Below are 21,207 nucleotides of genomic sequence, written 5' to 3'. Positions count from 1 at the left end.
CCCTCGCATCGTCGGGCCACCGTCGTCCCGTCCTCCGCTCGACACGAGCGGAGCCCGACCGATCGTGCGCGCCCGCGCACCCGACGAGACGACCAGGACGCCCATGACCACCCCCCGACCCGACACCGAACCGCGCCCCGACCTGGCCGAGCCGCGCCCGACGGGCGCCCTCGACCGCTTCTTCGAGATCACGCGACGCGGCTCGACGATCCCCGCCGAGATCCGCGGCGGCGTCGTGACGTTCGTGACGATGGCCTACATCGTCATCCTGAACCCGATCATCCTGTCGGGCGGCACGGATGTCGCGGGCGAGAACCTGGGCTTCGCGCAGGTCGCGGCCGTGACCGCCCTCACGGCCGGCGTGATGACGATCCTGTTCGGCGTCGTGGCGCGCCTGCCGTTCGCGTTCGCCGCCGGCCTCGGCATCAACTCGTTCCTCGCCGTCTCGGTCGTCGGCCAGGTCACCTGGGCCGAGGCGATGGGTCTCGTGCTCGTCAACGGCCTCATCATCGTGCTCCTCGCGGCCACGGGCCTGCGCCGGCTCATCTTCGAGGCCGTGCCCATGCCGTTGAAGCTCGCGATCACGGTCGGCATCGGCCTCTTCATCGCGTTCATCGGGTTCGTCGACGCCGGGTTCGTGACGGCGACCGGCGCGTCCTCGCCGCCCGTCGGCCTCGGCGTCGACGGGTCGGTCGGCACGATCCCGACCGTCGTGTTCGTGGTCACGCTGCTCCTGACCGGTGTGCTCGTGGCTCGCAGGGTGAAGGGCGGCATCCTCATCGGACTGCTCTCGGGCACCGTGCTCGCGATCGTGCTCGAGGCGATCCTCGACCTCGGCCCGAAGTTCGGCGCGGACGGATCCGTGAACCCGCAGGGCTGGGGCCTTTCGGTGCCCGAGCTGCCCGCGCAGTGGGTGAGCCTGCCCGACCTGTCGCTCGTCGGCCAGGTGAGCTTCGGCAGCTTCGAGCGCATCGGCGTGCTCGCCGCGCTCATGCTCGTCTTCACGCTCGTGTTCACGAACTTCTTCGACGCGCTCGGCACCATGACGGGCCTGTCGAAGGAGGCCGGCGTCGCCGATGCGAAGGGCGAGTTCCCGCGCCTGCGCTCGGCGCTCGTCGTCGAGGGCGTCGGCGCCGTCGCGGGCGGGTTCACGTCGAGCTCGTCGAACACGGTGTTCATCGAGTCCGGCTCGGGCATCGGCGAGGGTGCGCGCACGGGCCTCGCGAACCTCGTGACGGGCGCGCTGTTCCTCCTGGCGATGTTCCTCACGCCGCTGACCTCCGTCGTGCCCTCCGAGGTCGCCGCCGCGGCCCTCGTCATCGTGGGCGCGCTGATGATGTCGCAGATCCGGGAGATCGACTTCGGCGACTTCAGCGTGCTGCTGCCGGTGTTCCTGACGGTCACCGTCATGCCGCTCACGTACTCGATCGCGAACGGCATCGGCGCGGGCTTCATCAGCTGGGTGATCGTCCGCTCGCTCTCGGGGAAGGCGAAGGAGATCAGCCCGCTGCTCTGGGTCGTCGCCGCCGGGTTCGTGATCTACTTCGCGCGCGGGCCGGTGGAGGCGCTGCTCGCCGGCTGATCGGGGCGCACGGCTCCCGGTCCGGCCGGTCCGTACGGGCGGCAGCCGCCCCGCCGATCGGGGGGTTCGCCCCATGTCGTCGTCCTCGCGGCATCCGTAGCCTCGGAACACCCCGATGGACAAGGAGATCCACCAATGACCACCATCAGCCCCGCACCGACGGCGACCGACGTCGAGACGCGCGGGTTCGCCGTGTCGAGCCTCGTGCTCGGCATCGTCTCGCTCGTCGCCGGCTTCACCTTCGTGGTGCCGGTCGCCGGCCTCGTGCTCGGCATCCTGGCGCTGCGCCGCGAGCCCTCGGCGCGCACCATGGCGATCTGGGGCATCGTGCTGAACGGCGTGATGCTCGCCGGCGTCGTCATCGCGACCCTCGCGTTCCTCGCCTTCGGCCTGCTCCTGCTGCCGTTCGCACCGCTCGCGTTCGTCTGATCGCCCGAGCCCCACGAGGCCCCCGACCCGCCGGTCGGGGGCCTCGCCCGCGTTCGGGCCTGCGTCCGCTCCGTCGCCGGGTCTACCCTGACGCGTGAGAGGACAGCGCGGGGGAGCGGATGGACGCGGAGCACGGGCAGGGGATCTCGACGTGGGGATCGGGGGCGCCCGAGCCCCGCTACGCCGAGAGCGAGGAGGGCTCCGTCGCCTACCAGGTGTTCGGCCGCGGACCACGCGACCTCGTGTTCATCGGCAACTGGGCGAGCAACATCGAGGTGATGTGGGAGCACCCGTCGATGGCGCGCTACCTCGAGCGGCTGGCACGGTTCGCACGCGTCATCTGCTTCGACAAGCGCGGCGCCGGCCTGTCGGATCCCGTCGCGATGGGTGCGCTGCCGACGCTCGAGCACTGGATCGACGACGCGCGCGCCGTACTCGACGCCGCCGGATCGAGGTCCGCGACGCTCCTCGGCGATGCGGAGGGCGGGCCCATGGCGATGGTGCTCGCGGCGAGCCATCCGCAGCGCACCGACGCGCTCGTGCTCGTCAACTCCTTCGCGCGCCTGCTCCGCGCGCCCGACTACCCGATCGGCATCCCCGAGCCGACGGCGGAACTGCTGCTCGGGGAGTGGCGCCGCAACTGGGGCACGGGGGCCGTCCTGCAGCTCACCGCACCCGACGTCGCCGACGACCCCCAGCTGCAACGATGGGTCGGCCGCTACATGCGCCTGTCGGCATCCCCGGCCGCGGCGACCCGGATCTACGAATGGGTGCTCCAGCTCGACGTGCGATCGGTGCTGCCGAGCATCCAGGTCCCGACGCTCGTCCTGCACAAGAGGCGGAACCCGCACTACCGGCTCCCGATGGGGCGCTACCTCGCCGAGCACATCCCGGGCGCGCGGCTCGTCGAGCTGCCGGGCACGGCCTGGTACCCGCCCTTCGTCGAGTCGGACCTGCTCCTCGACGAGGTCGAGGAATTCGTCACCGGCGACCGACCGGCACCGGTCGACGACCGCGTGCTCGCGACGGTGCTCTTCACCGACATCGTCGGATCGACCGACCTCGCCGCGCGGCTCGGCGACCAGCGATGGCTCGACCTCAAGCTCGCGCACGACGAGCTGGTGCGCTCGAGGATCGAGCGGTATCGCGGCACCCACGTCTCCTCGACCGGCGACGGGTTCCTCGCCCTGTTCGACGGGCCGGCGCGCGCCGTCAGGTGTGCGTGGGAGGTCGCCTCGGCGGTGCGTTCGCTCGGCCTCGAGGTCAGGGCCGGGCTGCACAGCGGCGAGGTCGAGTTCCAGGGCGACGACGTCGCCGGGATCGCGGTGCACCTGGCCTCCCGCGTCATGTCGCAGGCGTCGGCGGGGACGGCCTTCGCCTCGAGCACCGTGAAGGATCTCGTGGTCGGGTCGGGCATCGGGTTCGAGGAGCGCGGCACGCACGTCCTGAAGGGCGTGCCGGGGGAGTGGCGCCTGTTCGAGGTCACCGGCGTCTGACTCCGACTCCGTTCGAGCGCGGTCCCGCCTCAGCCGTAGAACCCCCGCAGCAGCGCTTCGGTGCCCTCGAGGTGCTCGCCCATCGCCCGTGCGGCATCGTCGGCGGAACCCCGGAGGATCGCCTCGGCGATCGCTCGGTGCTGGTCGTCCGAGTGCGAGATGTTCGGCGCGAGCAGCGGGATGCCGTCGAGGTAGGCGTTGATCCGCATGCGCGCGTCGGCCATGAGGCGCACGACGCTCGGCACGCCGACGAGTTCGGCCACGAGCAGGTGGAACCGCGAGTCCGCCACGCGGTACTGGGCGGGGTCGGCGTCGTGGCAGTCCCGGTAGGCCTGCCACAGGCGTTCCCGGTCGGATGCCGGGAGCGGACGTTCGGCGGCGCGACGCGCGGAACCGACCTCGACGACCGCGCGCAGCGCGAGCGTGTCCTCGAGGTCGGCGGCGAGCGCCGCGGGATCCGCCGGGGGCGCGGGCGAGTGCGGCGACGTGCGCTCCGGCGGCGGGTCGGCCACGAACGTGCCGCCGTAGCGGCCTCTCCGCGAGACCACCCAGCCGGCCTCGGCGAGCGAGCCGATCGCCTCGCGCAGCGTGTCGCGGCTCACCTCGAGCATGCCGGCGAGCTCGCGCTCGGCGGGCAGGCGCTCGCCCGGGGCGATGAGCCCGAGTCGGATCGACTGCAGCAGCCGCTGCACGGTCTCCTCGAACGCGTTCGCGGGCCGGGCCGGGGTGAGCAGGAGTCCGGCGTCGAGCACCTCCGCGGGCTCGGCCGCGCCGTCCGCGTTCACCCGCCGCGCGCCGTCGTCGTCGTCGTCCCCGCCCATGCTCCGAGCCTAGAGCGGCGTCACGTAGGCGGAGCTGATCCCGCCGTCGACGAGGAAGGTCGAGCCCGTGATGAACGACGCGTCGTCGCTCGCGAGGAACGCGACGGCGGCAGCGAGCTCCTGCGGCTCGGCGAACCGGCCCACGGGCACGTGCACGAGGCGGCGCTGGGCGCGCTCCGGGTCCTTGGCGAACAGCTCCTGCAGCAGCGGCGTGTTCACCGGCCCCGGGCAGAGCGCGTTGACCCGGATGCCCTGCCGCGCGAACTGGACGCCGAGCTCGCGGCTCATCGCGAGCACGCCGCCCTTCGAGGCCGTGTACGAGATCTGCGAGGTCGCCGAACCCAGCACGGCGACGAACGACGCCGTGTTGATGATCGACCCGCGGCCCTGCGCGACCATGTGGCGCAGTGCGGCGCGCGAGCAGAGGTAGACGGACTTCAGGTTGACGTCCTGCACCTTCTGCCAGGCGGGCAGCTCGGTCGTCTCGATCGAGTCGTCGTCGGGCGGTGAGATCCCGGCGTTGTTGAAGGCGATGTCGACCGAGCCGTAGACGCGCGCGGCCTCGTCGAAGAGGTGGTCGACCTGCTCCTGGTCGGTGACGTCGACCGGCACGAACAGTCCGTCGACGGCGGATGCCGCGGCCTCGCCCGACGCCCGGTCGAGGTCGCCGATCACGACCTTCGCGCCCTCGGCGGCGAGGCGCTTCGCGGTCGCGAGACCGATTCCGGAGGCTCCGCCGGTGATGACGGCGACGCGTCCGGCGAGGCGCTGGGTGAGGTCGATCTGGGTGAGGTCTGCCATGGTGCTCCTTTGGTGTGCGGGGCCTCGTACGCGGCGTCGCCGCTACTCGACCACCGGCTGGTCGACGGCGAAGAAGACGTTCTTGGTCTCGGTGAACGCGAGCGGCGCGTCGGGTCCGAGCTCGCGCCCGAGACCCGACTGCTTGAACCCGCCGAACGGGGTCGAGTACCGCACGGACGAGTGCGAGTTGACCGAGAGGTTGCCCGACTCGACGGCCCGGGCGACGCGGATGCCGCGGCTGAGGTCCCCTGTCCAGATCGAGCCCGACAGGCCGTACTCGGTGGCGTTGGCGAACCGGACGGCGTCGGCCTCGTCGTCGAACGGGAACACCGAGACGACAGGCCCGAAGACCTCCTCCCGGGCGACGCGCGCGTCGCGGGAGGGCGTCAGCACGGTCGGCGGGAACCAGTGGCCGGGGCCGGTCGGTGCCGTGCCGCGGAAGGCGACGTCCGCGTCATCCGGCACGAACGACGCCACCCGCTCGAGGTGGGTGCGCGCGACGAGCGGTCCCATCTCGGTCCCCTCGTCGGCGGGATCGCCGACCGCGACGCCCTGCACGGCGGGCTCGAGCAGTTCCATGAACCGGTCGTAGGCGCTGCGCTCGACGAGGATGCGGCTGCGCGCGCAGCAGTCCTGCCCGGCGTTCTCGAAGACGCCGTACGGCGCGGTCGCCGCAGCCAGCTCGAGGTCGGCGTCGGCGAAGACGATGTTCGCGCTCTTCCCGCCGAGTTCGAGCGTCACGCGCTTCACCTGTGCGGCGCAGCCGGCCATGATGTGCTTGCCGACCTCGGTCGAGCCGGTGAAGACGACCTTGCGGACCGTCTCGTTCGTCACGAAGCGCTCGCCGACGACCGACCCCTTGCCGGGGATCACCTGGAAGAGCCCGTCGGGCAGCCCGGCCTCGAGGCCGAGCTCGGCGAGGCGCAGGCTCGTGAGCGGGGTCCACTCGGCCGGCTTCAGCACGACGGCGTTGCCGGCGGCGAGCGCGGGGGCGAAGCCCCAGGAGGCGATCGTCATGGGGAAGTTCCACGGCGTGATGACGCCGACGACGCCCAGCGGCTCGTGGAAGGTCACGTCGAGCCCGCCCGCGACGGGGATCTGGCGGCCGGAGAGCCGCTCGGGCGCGGCGGCGGAGTACTCGAGGACGTCGCGGACGTGCCCGGCCTCCCACCGCGCCTGGCCGATCGGATGGCCCGAGTTGGCGACCTCGATCGACGCGAGCTCCTCCACCGCGCCGTCGACCGCGTCGGCGAATCGGCGCAGCAGGCGCGCGCGGTCGGCGGGCGCCAGGCGAGCCCAATCGCGCTGCGCGGTCGCGGCGCGTGCGATCGCGGCATCCGTCTCCTCGATGCCGGCCGAGGCGACCGTCGTGACGACGGTCTCGTCGGCCGGGTTGACGATGGTGTGGGTGCTCACTTACGGATTCCTCCTGCTGTGCTGGGTGCGGGCCGCCGCGACGAGGCCGGCGAACAGGCGACGGTCCGCGGCGTTCTCCTCCGGGTGCCACTGCACGGCCAGGCCGAAGGTCGCGTCGTCGAGTTCGACGGCCTCGATGACGCCCTCGGAGGTGCGTGCGGTCACCGTGAGGCCGTCGGCGACCCGGTCGATGGCCTGGTGGTGGTAGACGTGCACGGGCAACGTGCCGCGCGGTTCGTCGGCATCGCCGAGCACCGCGTCGAGCAGGCTCCCGCGCTCGACCGCGACGTCGGTCTCGCCGAAGACCGCGGGCGCCGGCTGGTAGCCCTCGTGGCCGACGACATCGGGAAGGTGCTGCACGAGCGTTCCGCCCAGGGCGACGTTCAGCACCTGCGCGCCCCGGCAGATGCCGAGGAACGGCACGTCGCGTTCGATCGCCGCGGTGAGCAGCGCGTCCTCCCACGTGTCGCGGTCGGTGCGCGGAGCCCCCGTGCGTTCGTGGGGCTCCTGCCCGTAGCGGCGCGGATCGACGTCGGCGCCGCCCGCGACGATGAGCCCGTCGAGGGTGTCGACCACGCGTCGGGCGATCGCCGGGGTGACGGGCTGGGGCGGCAGCAGCACGGCGACCCCGCCCGCGTCCGTCACCGCGTCGAGGTAGACCTTGGGCAGGAAGGACGCGGGCAGGTCCCATACGCCGGTCTGCGAACGCTCCAGGTAGGTCGTCACGCCGATGAGCGGCGCGGGTGCGGGTGCCGCGTCGCCGTCAGAAGCGCTCGAAGCCACGGATCCGCTCCCAGTCGGTGACGGCCGCCTCGTACGCGGCGAGTTCGACGCGCGCGTTGTTGAGGTAGTGCTCGACGACCTCGTCGCCGAACGCGGCGCGCGCGACATCCGATGCCGCGAACAGCTCGGACGATTCGCGCAGCGAGGTCGGCACGCGCTCGACGTCGCTCTCGTAGGCGTTGCCGACGAAGACGTCGCCCGGCTCGAGCTCGTGGTCGATGCCGTAGAGCCCGGCGGCGATGAGCGCGGCCACGGCGAGGTACTGGTTGACGTCGCCGCCGGGCACCCGGTTCTCCACGCGCATGCCGAGGCCGTGGCCGACGACCCGGAGGGCGCAGGTGCGGTTGTCGAGCCCCCACGCGATCGCGGTGGGAGCGAAGCTGCCCGCGACGTAGCGCTTGTAGGAGTTGACGTTCGGCGCGGAGAAGAGCGTGAGCTCGCGCATCGCGGCGATCTGGCCGCCGAGGAAGTGGCGGAACAGCGTCGACATGCCGTGCGGCTGCGACTCGTCGCTGAGCACCGCGCTGCCGCCCTCGCCGCGCAGCGAGATGTGGATGTGGCAGCTGTTGCCCTCGCGCTCGTTGAACTTCGCCATGAACGTCAGCGACTTGCCGTGGCGATCGGCGATCTCCTTCGCGCCGTTCTTGTAGATCGAGTGGTTGTCGCAGGTGCCGAGCGCGTCGGTGTACCGGAACGCGATCTCCTGCTGGCCGAGGTTGCACTCGCCCTTGACGCCCTCGCAGTACATGCCGGCGCCGTCCATGGCGTTGCGGATGTCGCGGAGCAGCGGTTCCATCCGGGTGGACGCGAGCAGCGCGTAGTCGATGTTGTAGTCGCTCGCGGGCGTGAGGTCGCGGTAGCCCTTGCGCCAGGCGTCCCGGTACCCGTCGTCGAAGACGATGAACTCGAGTTCGGTGCCGACGTGCGCGGTGAGTCCGCGCTCGGCGAGCCGCTCGAGCTGGCGCTGCAGGATGCGACGGGGCGATGCCTCGACGGGTCGCCCGTCGAGCCACTGCAGGTCGGCCGTGACGAGCGCGGTCGACTCGAGCCATGGCGCCATGCGCAACGTGGCGAGGTCGGGGACGAGTGCCATGTCGCCGTACCCGCGTTCCCAGCTGGACATCTCGTACCCGTCGACGGTGTTCATCTCGACGTCGACCGCGAGGAGGTAGTTGCACGCCTCGGCGCCGTGGTGCGCGATCTCCTCGAGGAACAGGCGGGCCGACGCGCGCTTGCCGACGAGGCGTCCCTGCATGTCGGTGAAGGCGACGATCACCGTGTCGACGTGGCCGTCCGCGACCGCCGCGCGCAGGTCGTCGAGCGTCAGGAATCCGGTGGGTGCCGACATGTCGAGCGCCTCCTCGCGTGGAAATGGTCGGGTTCGGCGACCATTACACCACGGGCTGATCGCATGAGCCAGAGATGCCATCGGCGAATCTGCACGAAAAAGGTCTGTACGAGCAACCATTGCCGCCCCTATCATGTGGCGCACACCATCGCAGCCCGCGCCCGCCCCCAGAGGCCCGCGCGATGAGGAACAGGAGCGCCATGACGAAAGACACCCTGAAGGTCTCGGGCGTGACGTACACGACCGCCGACCAGGGATACTTCGAGAAACGCAAGCTCACCCGCACCGCGGGCGTGTGGGGCCTCTGGGGCCTCGCCGTCGCCGCCGTCATCTCCGGCGACTTCTCCGGATGGAACTTCGGCATCGACTTCGCCGGCTTCGGCGGCATGCTCATCGCGTTCGCGATCCTCGTCGTCATGTACTACGGCCTGATCTTCTCGATCGGCGAGATGGCGTCCGCCATGCCGCACACGGGCGGGGCGTACTCGTTCTCGCGCGCCGCGATGGGCCCGTGGGGCGGTTTCGTCACGGGACTCGCGGAGACCATCGAGTACGTCGCGACCACCGCGGTGATCGTCTTCTTCTCGGCCTCCTACGCGGACGCGATCACGAGCGAGCTGCTCGGCTTCTCCCTGCCCGGCTGGGTGTGGTGGGTCGTGCTCTACCTCATCTTCATCGGGATCAACGCCGCCGGCGCGAGCATCTCGTTCAAGTTCGCGATCGTCGTCTCCATCATCTCCATCGCGATCCTGCTCGTCTTCAGCGCCATGGCCCTCTTCTCCGGCCAGTTCTCCTGGGACAAGCTGTTCGACATCGCGCCCGACGCAGGCCAGTCGGCATTCCTCCCGCACGGCGTCCTGCCGATCCTGTTCGCCCTGCCGTTCGCGATGTGGTTCTTCCTCGGCATCGAGGAGCTGCCGCTCGCCGCCGAGGAGTCGCGCGATCCCGTGCGCGACATCCCCAGGGCCGGGATCATCGCGCGCGCGACGCTCATCATCACGGGGCTGCTCGTGCTGTTCCTCAACACGGGCGTCATCGGGGCCGAGGCGACCGGCGTCGCAGGCGAACCCCTCCTGGACGGCTTCCGGGCGATCGTGGGCGACGAGGTCGCCGCGGTGCTGGCGCTGTTCGCGCTGATCGGCCTGCTCGCGTCGCTCCAGGGCATCATGTTCGCCTACGGGCGCAACATGTACTCGCTCTCGCGCGCCGGGTACTACCCGAAGTTCCTCTCGCTCACCGGCAAGCGGCAGACGCCCTGGGTCGCACTCGTGGCGGGCGCGGTGATCGGGTTCGTCGCCCTCGTGGTGCTCGACGTGCTCGCCCGCGTCGACGCCGAGGGCGCCGGTGCCGTCGCCGGCGCGATCGTGCTGAACATCGCGGTGTGGGGTGCCGTGCTCGCGTACCTGCTGCAGATGGTCTCGTACGTGATCCTGCGCCGGAAGTACCCGAACGCCAAGCGGCCGTACCGCAGCCCCTGGGGCGTGCCCGGCGCGATCACCGCGGCGGCGATCTCCGCGCTCATCTTCCTCGGGTTCCTGCTCAACCCGACCTTCGTGCCGGCGATCATCGCCATCGCCGTGGTGTACGCCGTCATGCTCATCGGCTTCGGCCTGTACGGCCGCAACCACCTCGTCCTCTCGCCCGAGGAGGAGTACGCGGTCTCCGGCGGCCTCCACGGCGACCCGCAGGCCGAGGGCTACGGCGGCGCGATCGAGGAGGAGATCCTCGCGTCGGACGGTGTCGACGACCCGCGGAGTGCGGAGGCCGTCGAGGACGCGAAGGAGTAGCGCTCGTCACGATCGGGGCGGCGGGGCCGGAAGGTTCCGCCGCCTCGGCGTGTCCGGGGGCGGCTCCCTCGACCCGGATGAGCCCGCGCTGCGCGGGTCGGTGCGCGGGACGCACGAATCGGACGCCGTGTACAGCGGACGCGCATGGAACGTACACGCTGCAGCACGAATCGCCGCGGACCCGCGAGTAGGCTCGGGGACGTACCGAGCGCGGCGATCCCGCGCGTGTCCCCGAGGCGATGGAGCCGAAGTGTCGATGACCCGACCGCATCCCAACACCGTCGAGAGCGTCCGATCGGAGGACGAGGTGATCCCCACGAACACGTCGGAGACACGGACCGAGACCGACTCGCTCGGCTCGGTCGAGGTCCCCGCAGATGCCTACTGGGGCGTGCACACCATGCGTGCGCTCCAGAACTTCCCGATCTCCAAGCGACCCATCTCCGTCTACCCCGAGCTCGTCGTCGCGCTCGCGCAGGTGAAGCAGGCGGCGTGCCGGGCGAACAAGGAGCTCGGAGCCCTCGATCCGCGCAAGCAGGCGTGGATCGACGAGGCGTGCCAGCGGATCATCGACGGCGAGTTCCACGACCAGTTCGTGGTCGGCGTCATCCAGGGCGGCGCGGGCACCTCGACGAACATGAACGCGAACGAGGTCATCGCGAACATCGCGCTCGAGATCGCGGGCTACCCGAAGGCGCGCTACGACCTCATCCACCCGATCGACGACGTCAACCGCAGCCAGTCGACCAACGACACGTACCCGACCGCCCTGAAGCTCGCGATGACCGCGTCGCTCACGACGATGCTCACCGAGCTCGACCTGCTCCGCATCTCGTTCGGACGCAAGGGCCGCGAGTTCCACGAGGTGCTGAAGGTCGGCCGCACGCAGCTGCAGGACGCGGTGCCGATGACGCTCGGCCAGGAGTTCCACGGGTTCGCCACGACCCTCGGCGAGGACATCGCCCGGCTCCGCGAGACGATCAAGCTGCTCTCCGAGGTGAACCTCGGCGGCACGGCCGTCGGCACGGGCATCACGGCCGACCCCGGGTACGCGGCCGCGGTCGTGCGCCACCTCAGCGAGATCACCGGCCAGCGTCTCGAGACCGCTCCCGACCTCGTCGAGGCGACGAGCGACACGGGCGTCTTCATGACCTTCTCGAGCGCGCTGAAGCGGAGCGCGATCAAGCTCTCGAAGATCTGCAACGACCTCCGGCTGCTCTCGTCGGGCCCGCAGGCGGGCCTCGGCGAGATCCACCTCCCGCCCAAGCAGGCCGGCTCGAGCATCATGCCGGGCAAGGTCAACCCGGTCATTCCCGAAGCGGTCAGCCAGGTCGCGTACGCGGTCGCTGGGGCGGATGTCACGGTCATGATGGCGGCGGAGAACGGCCAGTTGCAGCTCAACGCGTTCGAGCCGGTCATCGCGCACTCGCTCCTGCAGTCGATCACGTGGATGCGTCAGGCCTGCTGGACCCTCCGCGTGAACTGCGTCGACGGCATCACGCCGAACACCGAGCACCTCGAGGCGCAGGTCGCGTCGAGCGTCGGCGTGATCACGGCGCTCATCCCGTTCATCGGCTACGCCGAGGCGGCGAAGCTCGCGAAGGCCGCGCTCGCGACCGGGCGGCCGGTCGCCGACCTCGTCGTCGAGGCCGGCCTGATGACCCGCGAGGACGTGACGCGGCAGCTCATGCCGTCGCGACTGTCGGGCGTGCACCCGATCACGCAGGCGATCAACGTCGTCGAGCTGAAGGGCGAGCCGAGCGACTGAGCCCGGCGCCCCCGTCGTCGACCATGACGGCGACGGATGCCACACGGCATCCGTCGCCGTCGTCGCCTCCGGCCGTGCGCGGAGCGCGGTGGCCGGCCCGCCTCGTCAGATGACGCGGCAGTGCGTGGTGAGCGAGCCGATGCCCTCGATGGTGACGGTCACGGTCGAGCCGTCGTGCAGGAACACCTGTGGGTTGCGCGAGTAGCCTGCGCCGCCGGGGCTGCCCGTGGAGATGAGCGTGCCCGCCGGGAGGGTCGCGGTCTTCGAGAGATAGGAGATGATCTCGGCGACGCTGCGGACCATCTCGTTCGTCGAGGCGTCCTGGAGGATGTGGCCGTCGAGGTTGGTGGTGAGCCAGAGGTCCTGCGGGTCGGCGATCTCATCGGCGGTGACCACGACGGGCCCGGTCGGCGTGAACCCGTCGAACGACTTGCAGCGCGACCACTGCGCCTCGCTGAACTGGATGTCGCGGGCGGTGATGTCGTTCACGACCGTGTAGCCCCACACGTGGTCGAGGGCGTCCTGCGGCGAGACGTTGCGTGCGGGCGTGCCGATGACGACGCCGAGCTCGGCCTCGTAGTCGACCTGGGTCGCGACGTCGCCCGCCCACGTCGTCGTGCCGCCGTGCGCGGCGAGCGAGTTCGGCCAGAGCGAGAAGATCGTCATCGCCGACTCGGATCGGAGCTTCAGCTCGGACGCGTGCGCGGCGTAGTTCGCCCCGATCGCGAGCACCTGCGCCGGCCGAAGCACGGCCGGGTCGTGGCGGAGGTCGGCGACCGGCGTCGCCGGAGCGCCGGACGCGAGGGCCGCGGCCACGACCGCGCGCACGTCGGCGAGGGCGTCGGGACCGCGCTCGATGAGCTCCTGCAGGTCGCGCGGGGCGTCGGACATCACCTCGTCGAGGAAGGTCGCCTGCTCGTCGTGGACCACCGCGAGTCGGGGGGTCGTCTGGCCTTCGACTCGGAGGTGCGCGAACTTCACCCGTCTAGGCTATCGGCCGCCCTCGCACCCGCCCTGTGCAGAACGTACAACGAACCGGGTGCGATGCTCCGTCACGTCGACAAGGCGGATGCCGCGACCCGCCACAGGTGCATCGACGCGTAGCTCCGCCACGGCGCCCAGGCCGCGCCGCGCGCGGCGAGCGCCTTCGCGTCGGGCGGCAGGCCGAGCCGTGCGGCGCCGTTGCGGAGGGCGAGGTCGGAGACGAGCAGCTCGTCGGGCTCGCGCGTCACGCGCATGGCGAGGTACCCGGCCGTCCAGGGGCCGATTCCCGGCACGGCGAGGAGCTCGGCGCGCAGCTCGCCGCGTTCGCGCTCGGGCGCGACGACGAGGTCGCCGGTCGCGAGCCGACCGCACACGTCGGCGATGGTGCGGATGCGGGCGGACGGGCCGCGCAGCACGTCGGCGCCGTGCTCGGCGATCGCCGATGCGGTGGGGAAGAGCGTGCGCACGCTGCCGTCGTGCCCGATGCCCTCTCCGACGACGACGCGTTCGCCGAGGTCGGCGGAGAGCCGCGTCAGCGCAGTGCGTGCGGCGGCGACGGAGACCTGCTGGCCGACGAGCGCGCGCACGACGAGCTCGTGCGGGTCGAGGCAGCCGGGCATGCGGATGCCCGGAACCGCGGCGACCGCGGGCGCGAGGACCGGGTCGCCGGCGAGCGCGGCGTCGATCGCCTCGGCGTCGGCGTCGAGGTCGAACAGGCGCCGCACGCGGGCGACGAGCGGCGCGAGGTCGGCGAGGCTCGACAGGTGCGCCTCGACGTCGAGGGCGGGGGCGCCGTCGACCGCGGCGAGCCGGACGAGTGCCGGGCCCGACGGCAGGGCGAGCGTGCGCGCGTAATGGTCGGGGCCGGCGCTCTCGACGCCGTCGAGCGCGCGGGTCGCGAGCCACGCGAACACGCCCGCGGCGTCGAAGGGCGGCCGGGCCGGAAGCCGGAGGCGGACGACGCCCGCGTCGCCGGGTTCCGGCGACCCCGAGCCGTCCGTTGCGGTGGTCGGCGCGGGCGTCGCCGGCGCGACCGCGGTCGCGACCCGCCCGCCCCGTCGCGCGCGCGCGGTCGCGCGGAGCTCGAGCGGACTGCGCTCGTACACCGCGCGCACGGTGTCGTTGAACTGGCGGATGCTGCCGAAGCCCGCCGCGAACGCGACGTCGGAGACCCGCATCGAGGTCGACGTGAGCAGGGCTCGCGCAGTCTGCGCGCGGTGCGCGCGGGCGAGCGCGAGCGGACCGGCGCCGAGTTCGGCGGTGAGCACGCGGGTGAGGTGGCGGGGCGTGTAGCCGAGCCGGCCGGCCAGGCCCGGCACGCCCTCGCGCTCGACGACGCCGTCGGCGATGAGCCGCATCGCGCGGGCGGCGAGGTCGTCGTCGAGGTCCCACTCGGGGGAGCCCGGCACGGCGTCGGGCAGGCACCGCTTGCAGGCGCGGAGGCCGGCCTCGTGCGCGGCCGCCGCGGTGCGGTAGAAGGTCACGTTGCGGGGCTTCGGCGGTGCGGCCGGGCAGCTCGGCCGGCAGTAGATGCCCGTCGAGTGCACGCCGGTGATGAACTGCCCGTCGAAGCGGGCGTCGCGCGCGAGCATCGCACGGTACCGCTCGGCGAAGACCGGGTCGGCGAGCGGGTCCGCGGCTGCGGCTGCGGCTGAGCCTGCGGGCGGGACGGCGGTGGCGGTCGGGGTCACGCTTCCAGCGTCGCATCCGCCCCCGACCTTGCATAGCGGAAATCGGACATCACTGCGTCGGTACGCTGGAGCCCATGCCCACCGACGCGCCGCCACCCGCCGCCCGCATCCCCGATTCCTCGACGGCCGACGTGCGTGCGCGCCTCGCAGCGGCCTTCGGCGACCGCGCCGCGTTCGACGGCCCGGCCCTCGAGGCGGTGCGCGAGGACCGCTCGGGATGGCGCAGCGACGCGCCGCCCGCGGCACTCGTGCTTGCGGCATCCGTCGAGGAGGTGCAGGAGCTCATGCGCATCGCGAGCGCCACCGGCACGCCCGTCGTCCCGCGCGGCGCGGGGACCGGGCTCGCCGGCGGCGGGATCTCGAGCCGCGGCTCGATCGTGCTCGACCTCTCGCGCATGGACCGGATCCTCGAGATCGACGACGTCGACGAGCTCGCGGTCGTCGAGCCCGGCGTGCTGAACGGCGACCTCGATCGCGCCGCGCGCGAGCGCGGGCTCTGGTACGCGCCCGATCCCGCGAGCCGCGCGATCTCGTCGATCGGCGGCAACATCGCCACGAACGCCGGCGGGCTGCTGTGCGCGAAGTACGGCGTGACCCGCGAGAGCGTGCTCGGCCTCGCCGTCGTGCTCGCCGACGGCTCGCTGCTGCGCACCGGGCACCGGACCGTCAAGGGCGTGACCGGCTACGACCTGACCGCGCTCCTGACGGGCTCCGAGGGCACGCTCGGCGTGATCGTCGAGGCGACCCTGCGCCTGCGCCCGGTCGTGCACGGGGCGATCGAGACGGTCGCCGCGGCCTTCCCCGACGTCGAGTCGGCGGGCGTCGCCGTCGGGGGCGTCGCCGCGGCCCGGGTCCGCCCGGCGATCCTCGAGCTCATCGACCCCGTCGGGCTCGCGCGCGTCGCCGAGCACCTCGGCACCGACGCGCTCGCGGGCACGCCGCTCGCCGACTTCGCGCCCGGCGAGACGTTCCTCCTCGCACAGTGCGACGCGGGGGACGCCGCGGCGGAGGCGGACGTGATCGCGCGCGTGTTCGCCGAGGCGGGCGGGCGGGTCGAGCGGTCGACGGATGCCGCGACGGGCGAGCGCCTCCTCGACATCCGCCGCGCCATGCACCCGGCCCTCGCCTCGCGCGGGAACGTCCTCATCGAGGACGTCGCGGTGCCGCGCTCGAAGCTGCCGGAGATGTTCCGCGAGATCGCGCGGATCGGCGCGCACTACGGCGTGGAGATCCCGACGCTCGCGCACGCGGGCGACGGGAACCTGCACCCGAACTTCGTGTTCGAGGGCGACGAGGTGCCCGAGCACATCTGGGCCGCCGCCGACGAGCTGTTCCGCGCCGCGGTGCGCCTCGGCGGCACGCTCACGGGCGAGCACGGCGTCGGCGTGCTGAAGCGCCGCTGGCTCGCCGAGGAGCTCGGCGACGCGTCGGTCGACCTGCAGCGCCGGATCAAGGCGGTGTTCGACCCGGCCGGCATCCTGAACCCGGGCGTGATGTTCCCGCCCGGCGACGGTGCGGATCGCTAGGCTTCCGCCGTGAGCCTGACGCCTCCGCCGCCCGCCGATCCCTACGGGCACCTGAACCCGGCCGGACCGCCCTCCGGCGATCCCGCCTTCGCGCATCGCCCTCCCGGGCGTGCGCGCACGGGCCTCGGCGCCGGCGCGGCGATCATCGCGCTCATCGCCGTCGCGGGCCTCGTCGCGCTGCTCGTGGCGGGCTACCTCGCCGTCTCGCTCGGCGCCTCCGTCGTCGCCGTCGGCACGCTCGTCGCGCTGGTGCCGCTGGCCATCGTCCTCTTCGCGGTCCGCTGGATCGACCGCTGGGAGCCGGAGCCGCGCTGGGCGCTCTGGCTCGCGTTCCTCTGGGGCGCCGCGGTGTCGGTCGCGATCGCGCTCGTCGTCGACCTCGGCGTGCAGCTCTTCGCCGCCTTCACCTCGCCCGACGGCGCGAGCACCGACGAGGCGCTGCAGGCCGTCGTGCAGGCGCCGATCGTCGAGGAGCTCGCGAAGGGCGCCGGGGTGCTCCTCATCTTCCTGCTCGCCCGGTCGCACTTCGACGGCCCGGTCGACGGGCTCGTCTACGGGGCGACGGTCGCCGCCGGCTTCGCCTTCACCGAGAACATCCTGTACTTCGGCGTCGCGCTCATCGAGGGCGGCGCGGGCGAGCTCGGCACGACCTTCATCATCCGCGGGCTCTTCTCCCCGTTCGCGCACGTGCTGTTCACGGCGTGCACGGGCGTCGCGATCGGCTTCGCCGCCCGACGCGGACGCGGTGCGGGCGTCATCGCGTGGTTCCTCGTCGGCCTCGTCGCCGCCATCCTGCTGCACGCGTTCTGGAACGGCTCGCTCGCCTTCGCCGACGCCTTCGCGCTGTACTTCACCGTGCAGGTGCCGATCTTCATCGCCGCGATCGTCGTGACCGTGCTCCTCCGGCGCGAGGAGCAGCGCGTGACCCGCCGGCGGCTCGCCGAGTACGCGGCCGCGGGGTGGTTCAGCCAGGACGAGGTCGACGGCCTCTCGACGTGGCCCGGCCGGCGGGCCGCGCTCGCCTGGGCTCGTGCGCAGCAGCCGCCGCGCACCGCCGAGGTCCAGCGGTTCATCGCGGATGCCACGAGGCTGGCCTTCACCCGGAACGTCATCGCGACCGGCCGAGCCGACGTGCGCCGACATGCAGACGAGCAGGCCCTCCTCGACGCCGTCGCGCGCGACCGCGCCGCGATCTCGGCCTGAGCAGGCGCGCCGCACCACCGACCGGTCTATGCTTGCCGCAACCGCGAGGTGATCGACGGCGATCGGAGACGGCGTGCCCAAGCCGAACGAGGTGCCGCAGGGCGACCCCGGCGCCCTGCGCGATCGGCTGCTGCGCGCCCAGGAGGACGCCCTCGCCACGGGCGTCGTGCCCCTCAGCCTCCGCCCCGTCGTGCGTGAATCGTGGGAGCGCGCCATTCGAGGGGCCATCGACCCCGATCGGGCGCTGCCCCGCATCGAGCTCGACGAGGACGAGTTCCGCGCGTACCGCGCCTCGCACGCCCTCGCACCCGTGATGCCCGTCATCCGTCGCCTGCTCGTCGACGGCACGGAAGACGCCGGGCTGGTGGTCGCCGTCGGCGACGCCCAGGGGCGGCTGCTCTTCGTCGAGGGCGACCCGCACCTGCGGCGCCGTGCCGAGGACATGCTCTTCGTCGCGGGCGCCGACTGGTCGGAGGCGAGCATCGGCACGAGCGCCCCTGGCACCGCGCTGCAGCTCGATCGGGCGGTGCAGATCCGCGGCGCCGAGCACTACAACCGCATCGTCCACCCCTGGAGCTGCACGGCCGCGCCGGTGCACGACCCCGCGACCGGCGCCCTCCTCGGCGTCATCGACATCACGGGCACCGACCTCGCCGTCGCCCCGCACACGCTCTCGCTCGTCTCGGCGACGGTCGCCGCCGTCGAGGCCGAGCTGCGCATCGCGAACCTCGAGTCGAGCGTCCACGCCACCATCCGCCGCTCGCGCATGCGCCCGGTGCCCACTCCGCGCACGCTGCTCACGGTGCTCGGGGTGCAGCGACCGCGCCTCGGTGCCCACGAGCTGAGCCCGCGGCACGCGGAGATCCTGACCCTGCTCGCGTGGCACCCGCACGGCATCGGCGCCGAGCGGCTCGCGGCGCTCGTGTACGAGGGCGACGCCTCGCCCGTGACGCTCCGCGCCGAGGTCACGCGGCTCCGACGGGTGCTCGAGGCTGCGGGCGAGCCCCCGCTCGAATCGCGGCCGTACCGTCTCGCGCGCGAGCTCGACGTCGACGCCGCCCGCGTGGCGAGGCTCGCCGCCCAGGGGTCGCTCCGCAAGGCGCTCGAGCAGTACCCGGGGCCGCTCCTGCCCGCCTCGGTGGCGCCGGGCATCGTCGAGCTCCGCGATGAACTCGCGGGCCGCCTGCGCGAGTCGATGCTCGCCGACGCCTCGCCCGAGCTCCTCGCCGAGTTCGCCGAGCGCGACGAGCACCGCTACGACGCCGAGCTCTGGCGGGCGCTCCTCGAGGTGCTGCCTCCGCGGTCGCCGCGTCGCGCGTCGGTCGTCGCGCACCTCGAGCGCATCGACGCGGCCCTGCGCTGACTGCAACCCTGCGCTGACTGCAACCCTGCGCTGTCTGCAACCCTGCGCTGTCTGCAACCCTGCGCTGACTGCAACCCTGCGCTGACTGCAACCCTGCGCTGACTGCAACCCTGCGCTGACTGCAACCCTCCTGCAACCCTCGGGCAACCGGGCCGCAACGCCCGTCTCCGTAGCGTGGCGCACGCCCCACTCCGAGGGCATGACGACGACGTCACGAGGAGACACGATGACCGTGTACGCCGCGCCCGGCACCGCCGGCGCACTGATCCAGTTCAAGCCGCGCTACGAGCACTTCATCGGCGGCGAGTGGGTGAAGCCCGTCGAGGGCGCCTACTTCGACGACATCTCGCCGGTCAACGGCAGGCCGTTCGCCGAGGTCGCCCGCGGCACCGCGGCCGACATCGAGGCCGCGCTCGACGCGGCGCACAAGGCCGCGCCGGCCTGGGGCCGAACGAGCACCGCGCACCGCGCCGCCATCCTGAACGCGATCGCCGACCGCATCGACCAGAACCTCGAGCTGCTCGCGGTCGCCGAGACCTGGGACAACGGCAAGTCGATCCGCGAACCGCTGAACGCCGACCTGCCGCTCGCGAGCGACCACTTCCGCTACTTCGCGAGCCTCATCCGCGCGCAGGAGGGCAGCTTCACGCAGCTCGACGAGGACAACGTCGCCTACCACTTCGACGAGCCGCTCGGCGTCGTCGGCCAGATCATCCCGTGGAACTTCCCGCTGCTGATGGCCGTGTGGAAGCTCGCCCCCGCGCTCGCCGCGGGCAACGCGGTCGTGCTGAAGCCCGCCGAGCAGACGCCCGTTTCGATCCTCGTGCTCGTCGAGCTCATCGCCGACCTGCTCCCGGCGGGCGTGCTCAACGTCGTCAACGGCTTCGGCGTCGAGGCCGGCAAGCCGCTCGCGTCCTCGAACCGGATCCGCAAGATCGCGTTCACGGGCGAGACCACGACGGGCCGGCTCATCCTGCAGTACGCGTCGGCGAACATCATCCCCTCGACGGTGGAGCTCGGCGGCAAGAGCCCGAACATCGTCTTCGAGTCGGTCGCCGACCGCCGCGACTCGTTCTACGAGAAGGCGCTCGAGGGCTTCAGCCTGTTCGCCTTCAACCAGGGCGAGGTCTGCACGTGCCCGAGCCGATCGCTCATCCAGAAGTCGATCTACGACACGTTCCTCGACGACGCGATCGAGCGGACGAAGCTCGCCCGGCAGGGCAACCCGCTCGACACCGAGACGCAGGTCGGCGCGCAGGCCTCGAACGACCAGCTCGAGAAGATCCTGAGCTACATCGACATCGGCAAGAAGGAGGGCGCGAAGCTGCTGCTCGGCGGCGAGCGTGTCGACCTCGGCGGCGACCTCAGCGAGGGCTACTACGTCGCGCCGACGATCTTCGAGGGCGAGAACCGCATGCGGCTCTTCCAGGAGGAGATCTTCGGGCCGGTCGTCGCGGTCACGAGCTTCCAGGACTACGACGACGCGATCCGCATCGCGAACGACACGCTCTACGGCCTCGGCGCCGGCGTCTGGAGCCGCAACGGCAACGAGGCGTACCGCGCAGGCCGCGACATCCAGGCAGGCCGGGTGTGGGTGAACAACTACCACGCCTACCCCGCGGGCGCGGCGTTCGGCGGCTACAAGTCCTCCGGCATCGGCCGCGAGAACAACAAGGAGGCGCTGTCGCACTACCAGCAGACCAAGAACCTGCTGGTCAGCTACAGCGAGAACCCGCTCGGGTACTTCTGATCGGGAACCGGCCATGACGATCGAGACGACGGATGTCGCGGCGCTCGCCGCACGCGTGGTCGCGTCGGTCACGGTGCCGGGGGACATCTCGCCGCGGGTGGAGCTCACGCCCGCGGCGAGCGTCCTGCTCGCGACGCTGTGGGCGAAGCACGGGCCGCTGATGTTCCACCAGTCGGGCGGATGCTGCGACGGCAGCGCCCCGATGTGCTACCCGGCGGGCGACTTCGCCACGAGCGCCGCCGACGTGCTGCTCGGCGAACTCGACCTCGGCTCGGGCCGGGTCGTGCCGTTCTGGATGTCGGCCGAGCAGTTCCGGTACTGGCGACACACGCACCTCACGGTCGACGTCGTGCCGGGCCGGGGGAGCGGCTTCTCGCTCGAGGCGCCGGAGGGCGTCCGCTTCCTCATCCGCTCGCGCCTCATGGAGGAGTGAGCCGCCTCCCAGCTCCACCCCGCGGG

17 protein-coding genes are annotated in these 21,207 nt (G+C 72.2%); 10 read left to right on the top strand and 7 right to left on the bottom strand.

The genetic code is table 11. The annotated features are described in order from the left end of the window. Window positions 1-103 precede the first annotated feature (103 nt). From GJ743_RS09950 to GJ743_RS09940, 3 genes are all read left to right on the top strand, one after another. Window positions 104-1,582 (top strand): NCS2 family permease, encoded by a 1,479-nt coding sequence (locus GJ743_RS09950; protein ID WP_155051783.1) that lies wholly within the window; start codon window positions 104-106, stop codon window positions 1,580-1,582. A 135-nt stretch (window positions 1,583-1,717) separates the two neighbouring features. Further along, on the top strand, window positions 1,718-2,011 hold the full coding sequence (locus GJ743_RS09945) for a hypothetical protein (RefSeq protein WP_155051782.1): 294 nt from the start codon (window positions 1,718-1,720) through the stop codon (window positions 2,009-2,011). A gap of 119 nt (window positions 2,012-2,130) precedes the next feature. After that, window positions 2,131-3,507, top strand: coding sequence for an adenylate/guanylate cyclase domain-containing protein (locus GJ743_RS09940; RefSeq protein ID WP_155051781.1), 1,377 nt, complete (start codon window positions 2,131-2,133; stop codon window positions 3,505-3,507). A 29-nt stretch (window positions 3,508-3,536) separates the two neighbouring features. Here GJ743_RS09940 and GJ743_RS09935 read toward each other — a convergent pair whose 3' ends face one another. From GJ743_RS09935 to GJ743_RS19570, 5 genes are read right to left on the bottom strand one after another with little or no spacing between them, the layout of a single operon-like run. Next, window positions 3,537-4,328 carry a FadR/GntR family transcriptional regulator gene (locus tag GJ743_RS09935; RefSeq protein WP_155051780.1) on the bottom strand — a complete coding sequence of 264 codons (792 nt, stop codon included), beginning with the start codon at window positions 4,326-4,328 and terminating at the stop codon, window positions 3,537-3,539. Window positions 4,329-4,337: 9 nt separating this feature from the next. Further along, window positions 4,338-5,129: a 3-oxoacyl-ACP reductase gene (locus GJ743_RS09930; protein ID WP_155051779.1), complete on the bottom strand. Its 792-nt coding sequence runs from the start codon at window positions 5,127-5,129 to the stop codon at window positions 4,338-4,340. A gap of 42 nt (window positions 5,130-5,171) precedes the next feature. Further along, on the bottom strand, window positions 5,172-6,545 hold the full coding sequence (locus GJ743_RS09925; RefSeq protein WP_328289033.1) for an aldehyde dehydrogenase family protein: 1,374 nt from the start codon (window positions 6,543-6,545) through the stop codon (window positions 5,172-5,174). Further along, the gene (locus tag GJ743_RS09920; RefSeq protein ID WP_328289032.1) at window positions 6,546-7,328 is read right to left on the bottom strand and encodes a gamma-glutamyl-gamma-aminobutyrate hydrolase family protein; all 783 of its coding nucleotides are present in this window, start codon (window positions 7,326-7,328) and stop codon (window positions 6,546-6,548) included. After that, on the bottom strand, window positions 7,309-8,676 hold the full coding sequence (locus GJ743_RS19570) for a glutamine synthetase family protein (RefSeq protein ID WP_230386701.1): 1,368 nt from the start codon (window positions 8,674-8,676) through the stop codon (window positions 7,309-7,311). The genes GJ743_RS09920 and GJ743_RS19570 overlap by 20 nt, the downstream gene beginning before the upstream one ends. Before the next feature lie 200 nt (window positions 8,677-8,876). On the opposite strand from GJ743_RS19570, the gene GJ743_RS09910 reads away from it, so the two are divergent. Both GJ743_RS09910 and GJ743_RS09905 read left to right on the top strand, forming a co-directional pair. Further along, window positions 8,877-10,463, top strand: coding sequence for an amino acid permease (locus GJ743_RS09910; protein ID WP_155051776.1), 1,587 nt, complete (start codon window positions 8,877-8,879; stop codon window positions 10,461-10,463). Window positions 10,464-10,719: 256 nt separating this feature from the next. Beyond that, window positions 10,720-12,231 carry an aspartate ammonia-lyase gene (locus GJ743_RS09905; protein WP_155051775.1) on the top strand — a complete coding sequence of 504 codons (1,512 nt, stop codon included), beginning with the start codon at window positions 10,720-10,722 and terminating at the stop codon, window positions 12,229-12,231. Between the two features lie 105 nt (window positions 12,232-12,336). Here GJ743_RS09905 and GJ743_RS09900 read toward each other — a convergent pair whose 3' ends face one another. Both GJ743_RS09900 and GJ743_RS09895 read right to left on the bottom strand, forming a co-directional pair. Next, on the bottom strand, window positions 12,337-13,212 hold the full coding sequence (locus GJ743_RS09900; RefSeq protein WP_328289031.1) for a fumarylacetoacetate hydrolase family protein: 876 nt from the start codon (window positions 13,210-13,212) through the stop codon (window positions 12,337-12,339). A 71-nt stretch (window positions 13,213-13,283) separates the two neighbouring features. Next, window positions 13,284-14,807 (bottom strand): DNA-3-methyladenine glycosylase 2 family protein, encoded by a 1,524-nt coding sequence (locus GJ743_RS09895; protein ID WP_155052004.1) that lies wholly within the window; start codon window positions 14,805-14,807, stop codon window positions 13,284-13,286. A 173-nt stretch (window positions 14,808-14,980) separates the two neighbouring features. Between GJ743_RS09895 and GJ743_RS09890 the strand changes: the two genes are divergently transcribed. From GJ743_RS09890 to GJ743_RS09870, 5 genes are all read left to right on the top strand, one after another. After that, the gene (locus GJ743_RS09890; RefSeq protein WP_155051774.1) at window positions 14,981-16,432 is read left to right on the top strand and encodes an FAD-binding oxidoreductase; all 1,452 of its coding nucleotides are present in this window, start codon (window positions 14,981-14,983) and stop codon (window positions 16,430-16,432) included. 9 nt (window positions 16,433-16,441) lie between these two features. Further along, window positions 16,442-17,635 (top strand): PrsW family intramembrane metalloprotease, encoded by a 1,194-nt coding sequence (locus GJ743_RS09885; protein WP_155051773.1) that lies wholly within the window; start codon window positions 16,442-16,444, stop codon window positions 17,633-17,635. A 73-nt stretch (window positions 17,636-17,708) separates the two neighbouring features. Continuing rightward, a complete protein-coding gene (locus GJ743_RS09880) occupies window positions 17,709-18,998 on the top strand; it encodes a GAF domain-containing protein (RefSeq protein WP_328289029.1) in 1,290 nt (429 codons plus the stop codon). A 226-nt stretch (window positions 18,999-19,224) separates the two neighbouring features. Next, window positions 19,225-20,748, top strand: coding sequence for an acetaldehyde dehydrogenase ExaC (exaC, locus tag GJ743_RS09875; RefSeq protein ID WP_155051772.1), 1,524 nt, complete (start codon window positions 19,225-19,227; stop codon window positions 20,746-20,748). 13 nt (window positions 20,749-20,761) lie between these two features. Beyond that, on the top strand, window positions 20,762-21,181 hold the full coding sequence (locus GJ743_RS09870) for a DUF779 domain-containing protein (RefSeq protein WP_155051771.1): 420 nt from the start codon (window positions 20,762-20,764) through the stop codon (window positions 21,179-21,181). Window positions 21,182-21,207: the final 26 nt, after the last annotated feature.

Origin of the sequence: Agromyces bracchium (assembly GCF_009709675.1) — a bacterium.
Classification (GTDB): domain Bacteria; phylum Actinomycetota; class Actinomycetes; order Actinomycetales; family Microbacteriaceae; genus Agromyces; species Agromyces bracchium.
This window is presented reverse-complemented; position numbering and strand designations above follow the sequence as displayed.

Excerpts from the sequence above, each read along its gene's own strand:
- GJ743_RS19570 (WP_230386701.1), bottom strand. The coding sequence starts at position 8,676 with ATGTCGGCACCCACCGGATTCCTGACGCTCGACGACCTGCGCGCGGCG.
- GJ743_RS09905 (WP_155051775.1), top strand. The coding sequence starts at position 10,720 with ATGACCCGACCGCATCCCAACACCGTCGAGAGCGTCCGATCGGAGGAC.
- GJ743_RS09910 (WP_155051776.1), top strand. The coding sequence starts at position 8,877 with ATGACGAAAGACACCCTGAAGGTCTCGGGCGTGACGTACACGACCGCC.
- GJ743_RS09940 (WP_155051781.1), top strand. The coding sequence starts at position 2,131 with ATGGACGCGGAGCACGGGCAGGGGATCTCGACGTGGGGATCGGGGGCG.
- GJ743_RS09890 (WP_155051774.1), top strand. The coding sequence starts at position 14,981 with ATGCCCACCGACGCGCCGCCACCCGCCGCCCGCATCCCCGATTCCTCG.
- GJ743_RS09895 (WP_155052004.1), bottom strand. The coding sequence starts at position 14,807 with ATGCTCGCGCGCGACGCCCGCTTCGACGGGCAGTTCATCACCGGCGTG.
- GJ743_RS09945 (WP_155051782.1), top strand. The coding sequence starts at position 1,718 with ATGACCACCATCAGCCCCGCACCGACGGCGACCGACGTCGAGACGCGC.
- GJ743_RS09950 (WP_155051783.1), top strand. The coding sequence starts at position 104 with ATGACCACCCCCCGACCCGACACCGAACCGCGCCCCGACCTGGCCGAG.
- GJ743_RS09935 (WP_155051780.1), bottom strand. The coding sequence starts at position 4,328 with ATGGGCGGGGACGACGACGACGACGGCGCGCGGCGGGTGAACGCGGAC.
- exaC (WP_155051772.1), top strand. The coding sequence starts at position 19,225 with ATGACCGTGTACGCCGCGCCCGGCACCGCCGGCGCACTGATCCAGTTC.
- GJ743_RS09930 (WP_155051779.1), bottom strand. The coding sequence starts at position 5,129 with ATGGCAGACCTCACCCAGATCGACCTCACCCAGCGCCTCGCCGGACGC.
- GJ743_RS09870 (WP_155051771.1), top strand. The coding sequence starts at position 20,762 with ATGACGATCGAGACGACGGATGTCGCGGCGCTCGCCGCACGCGTGGTC.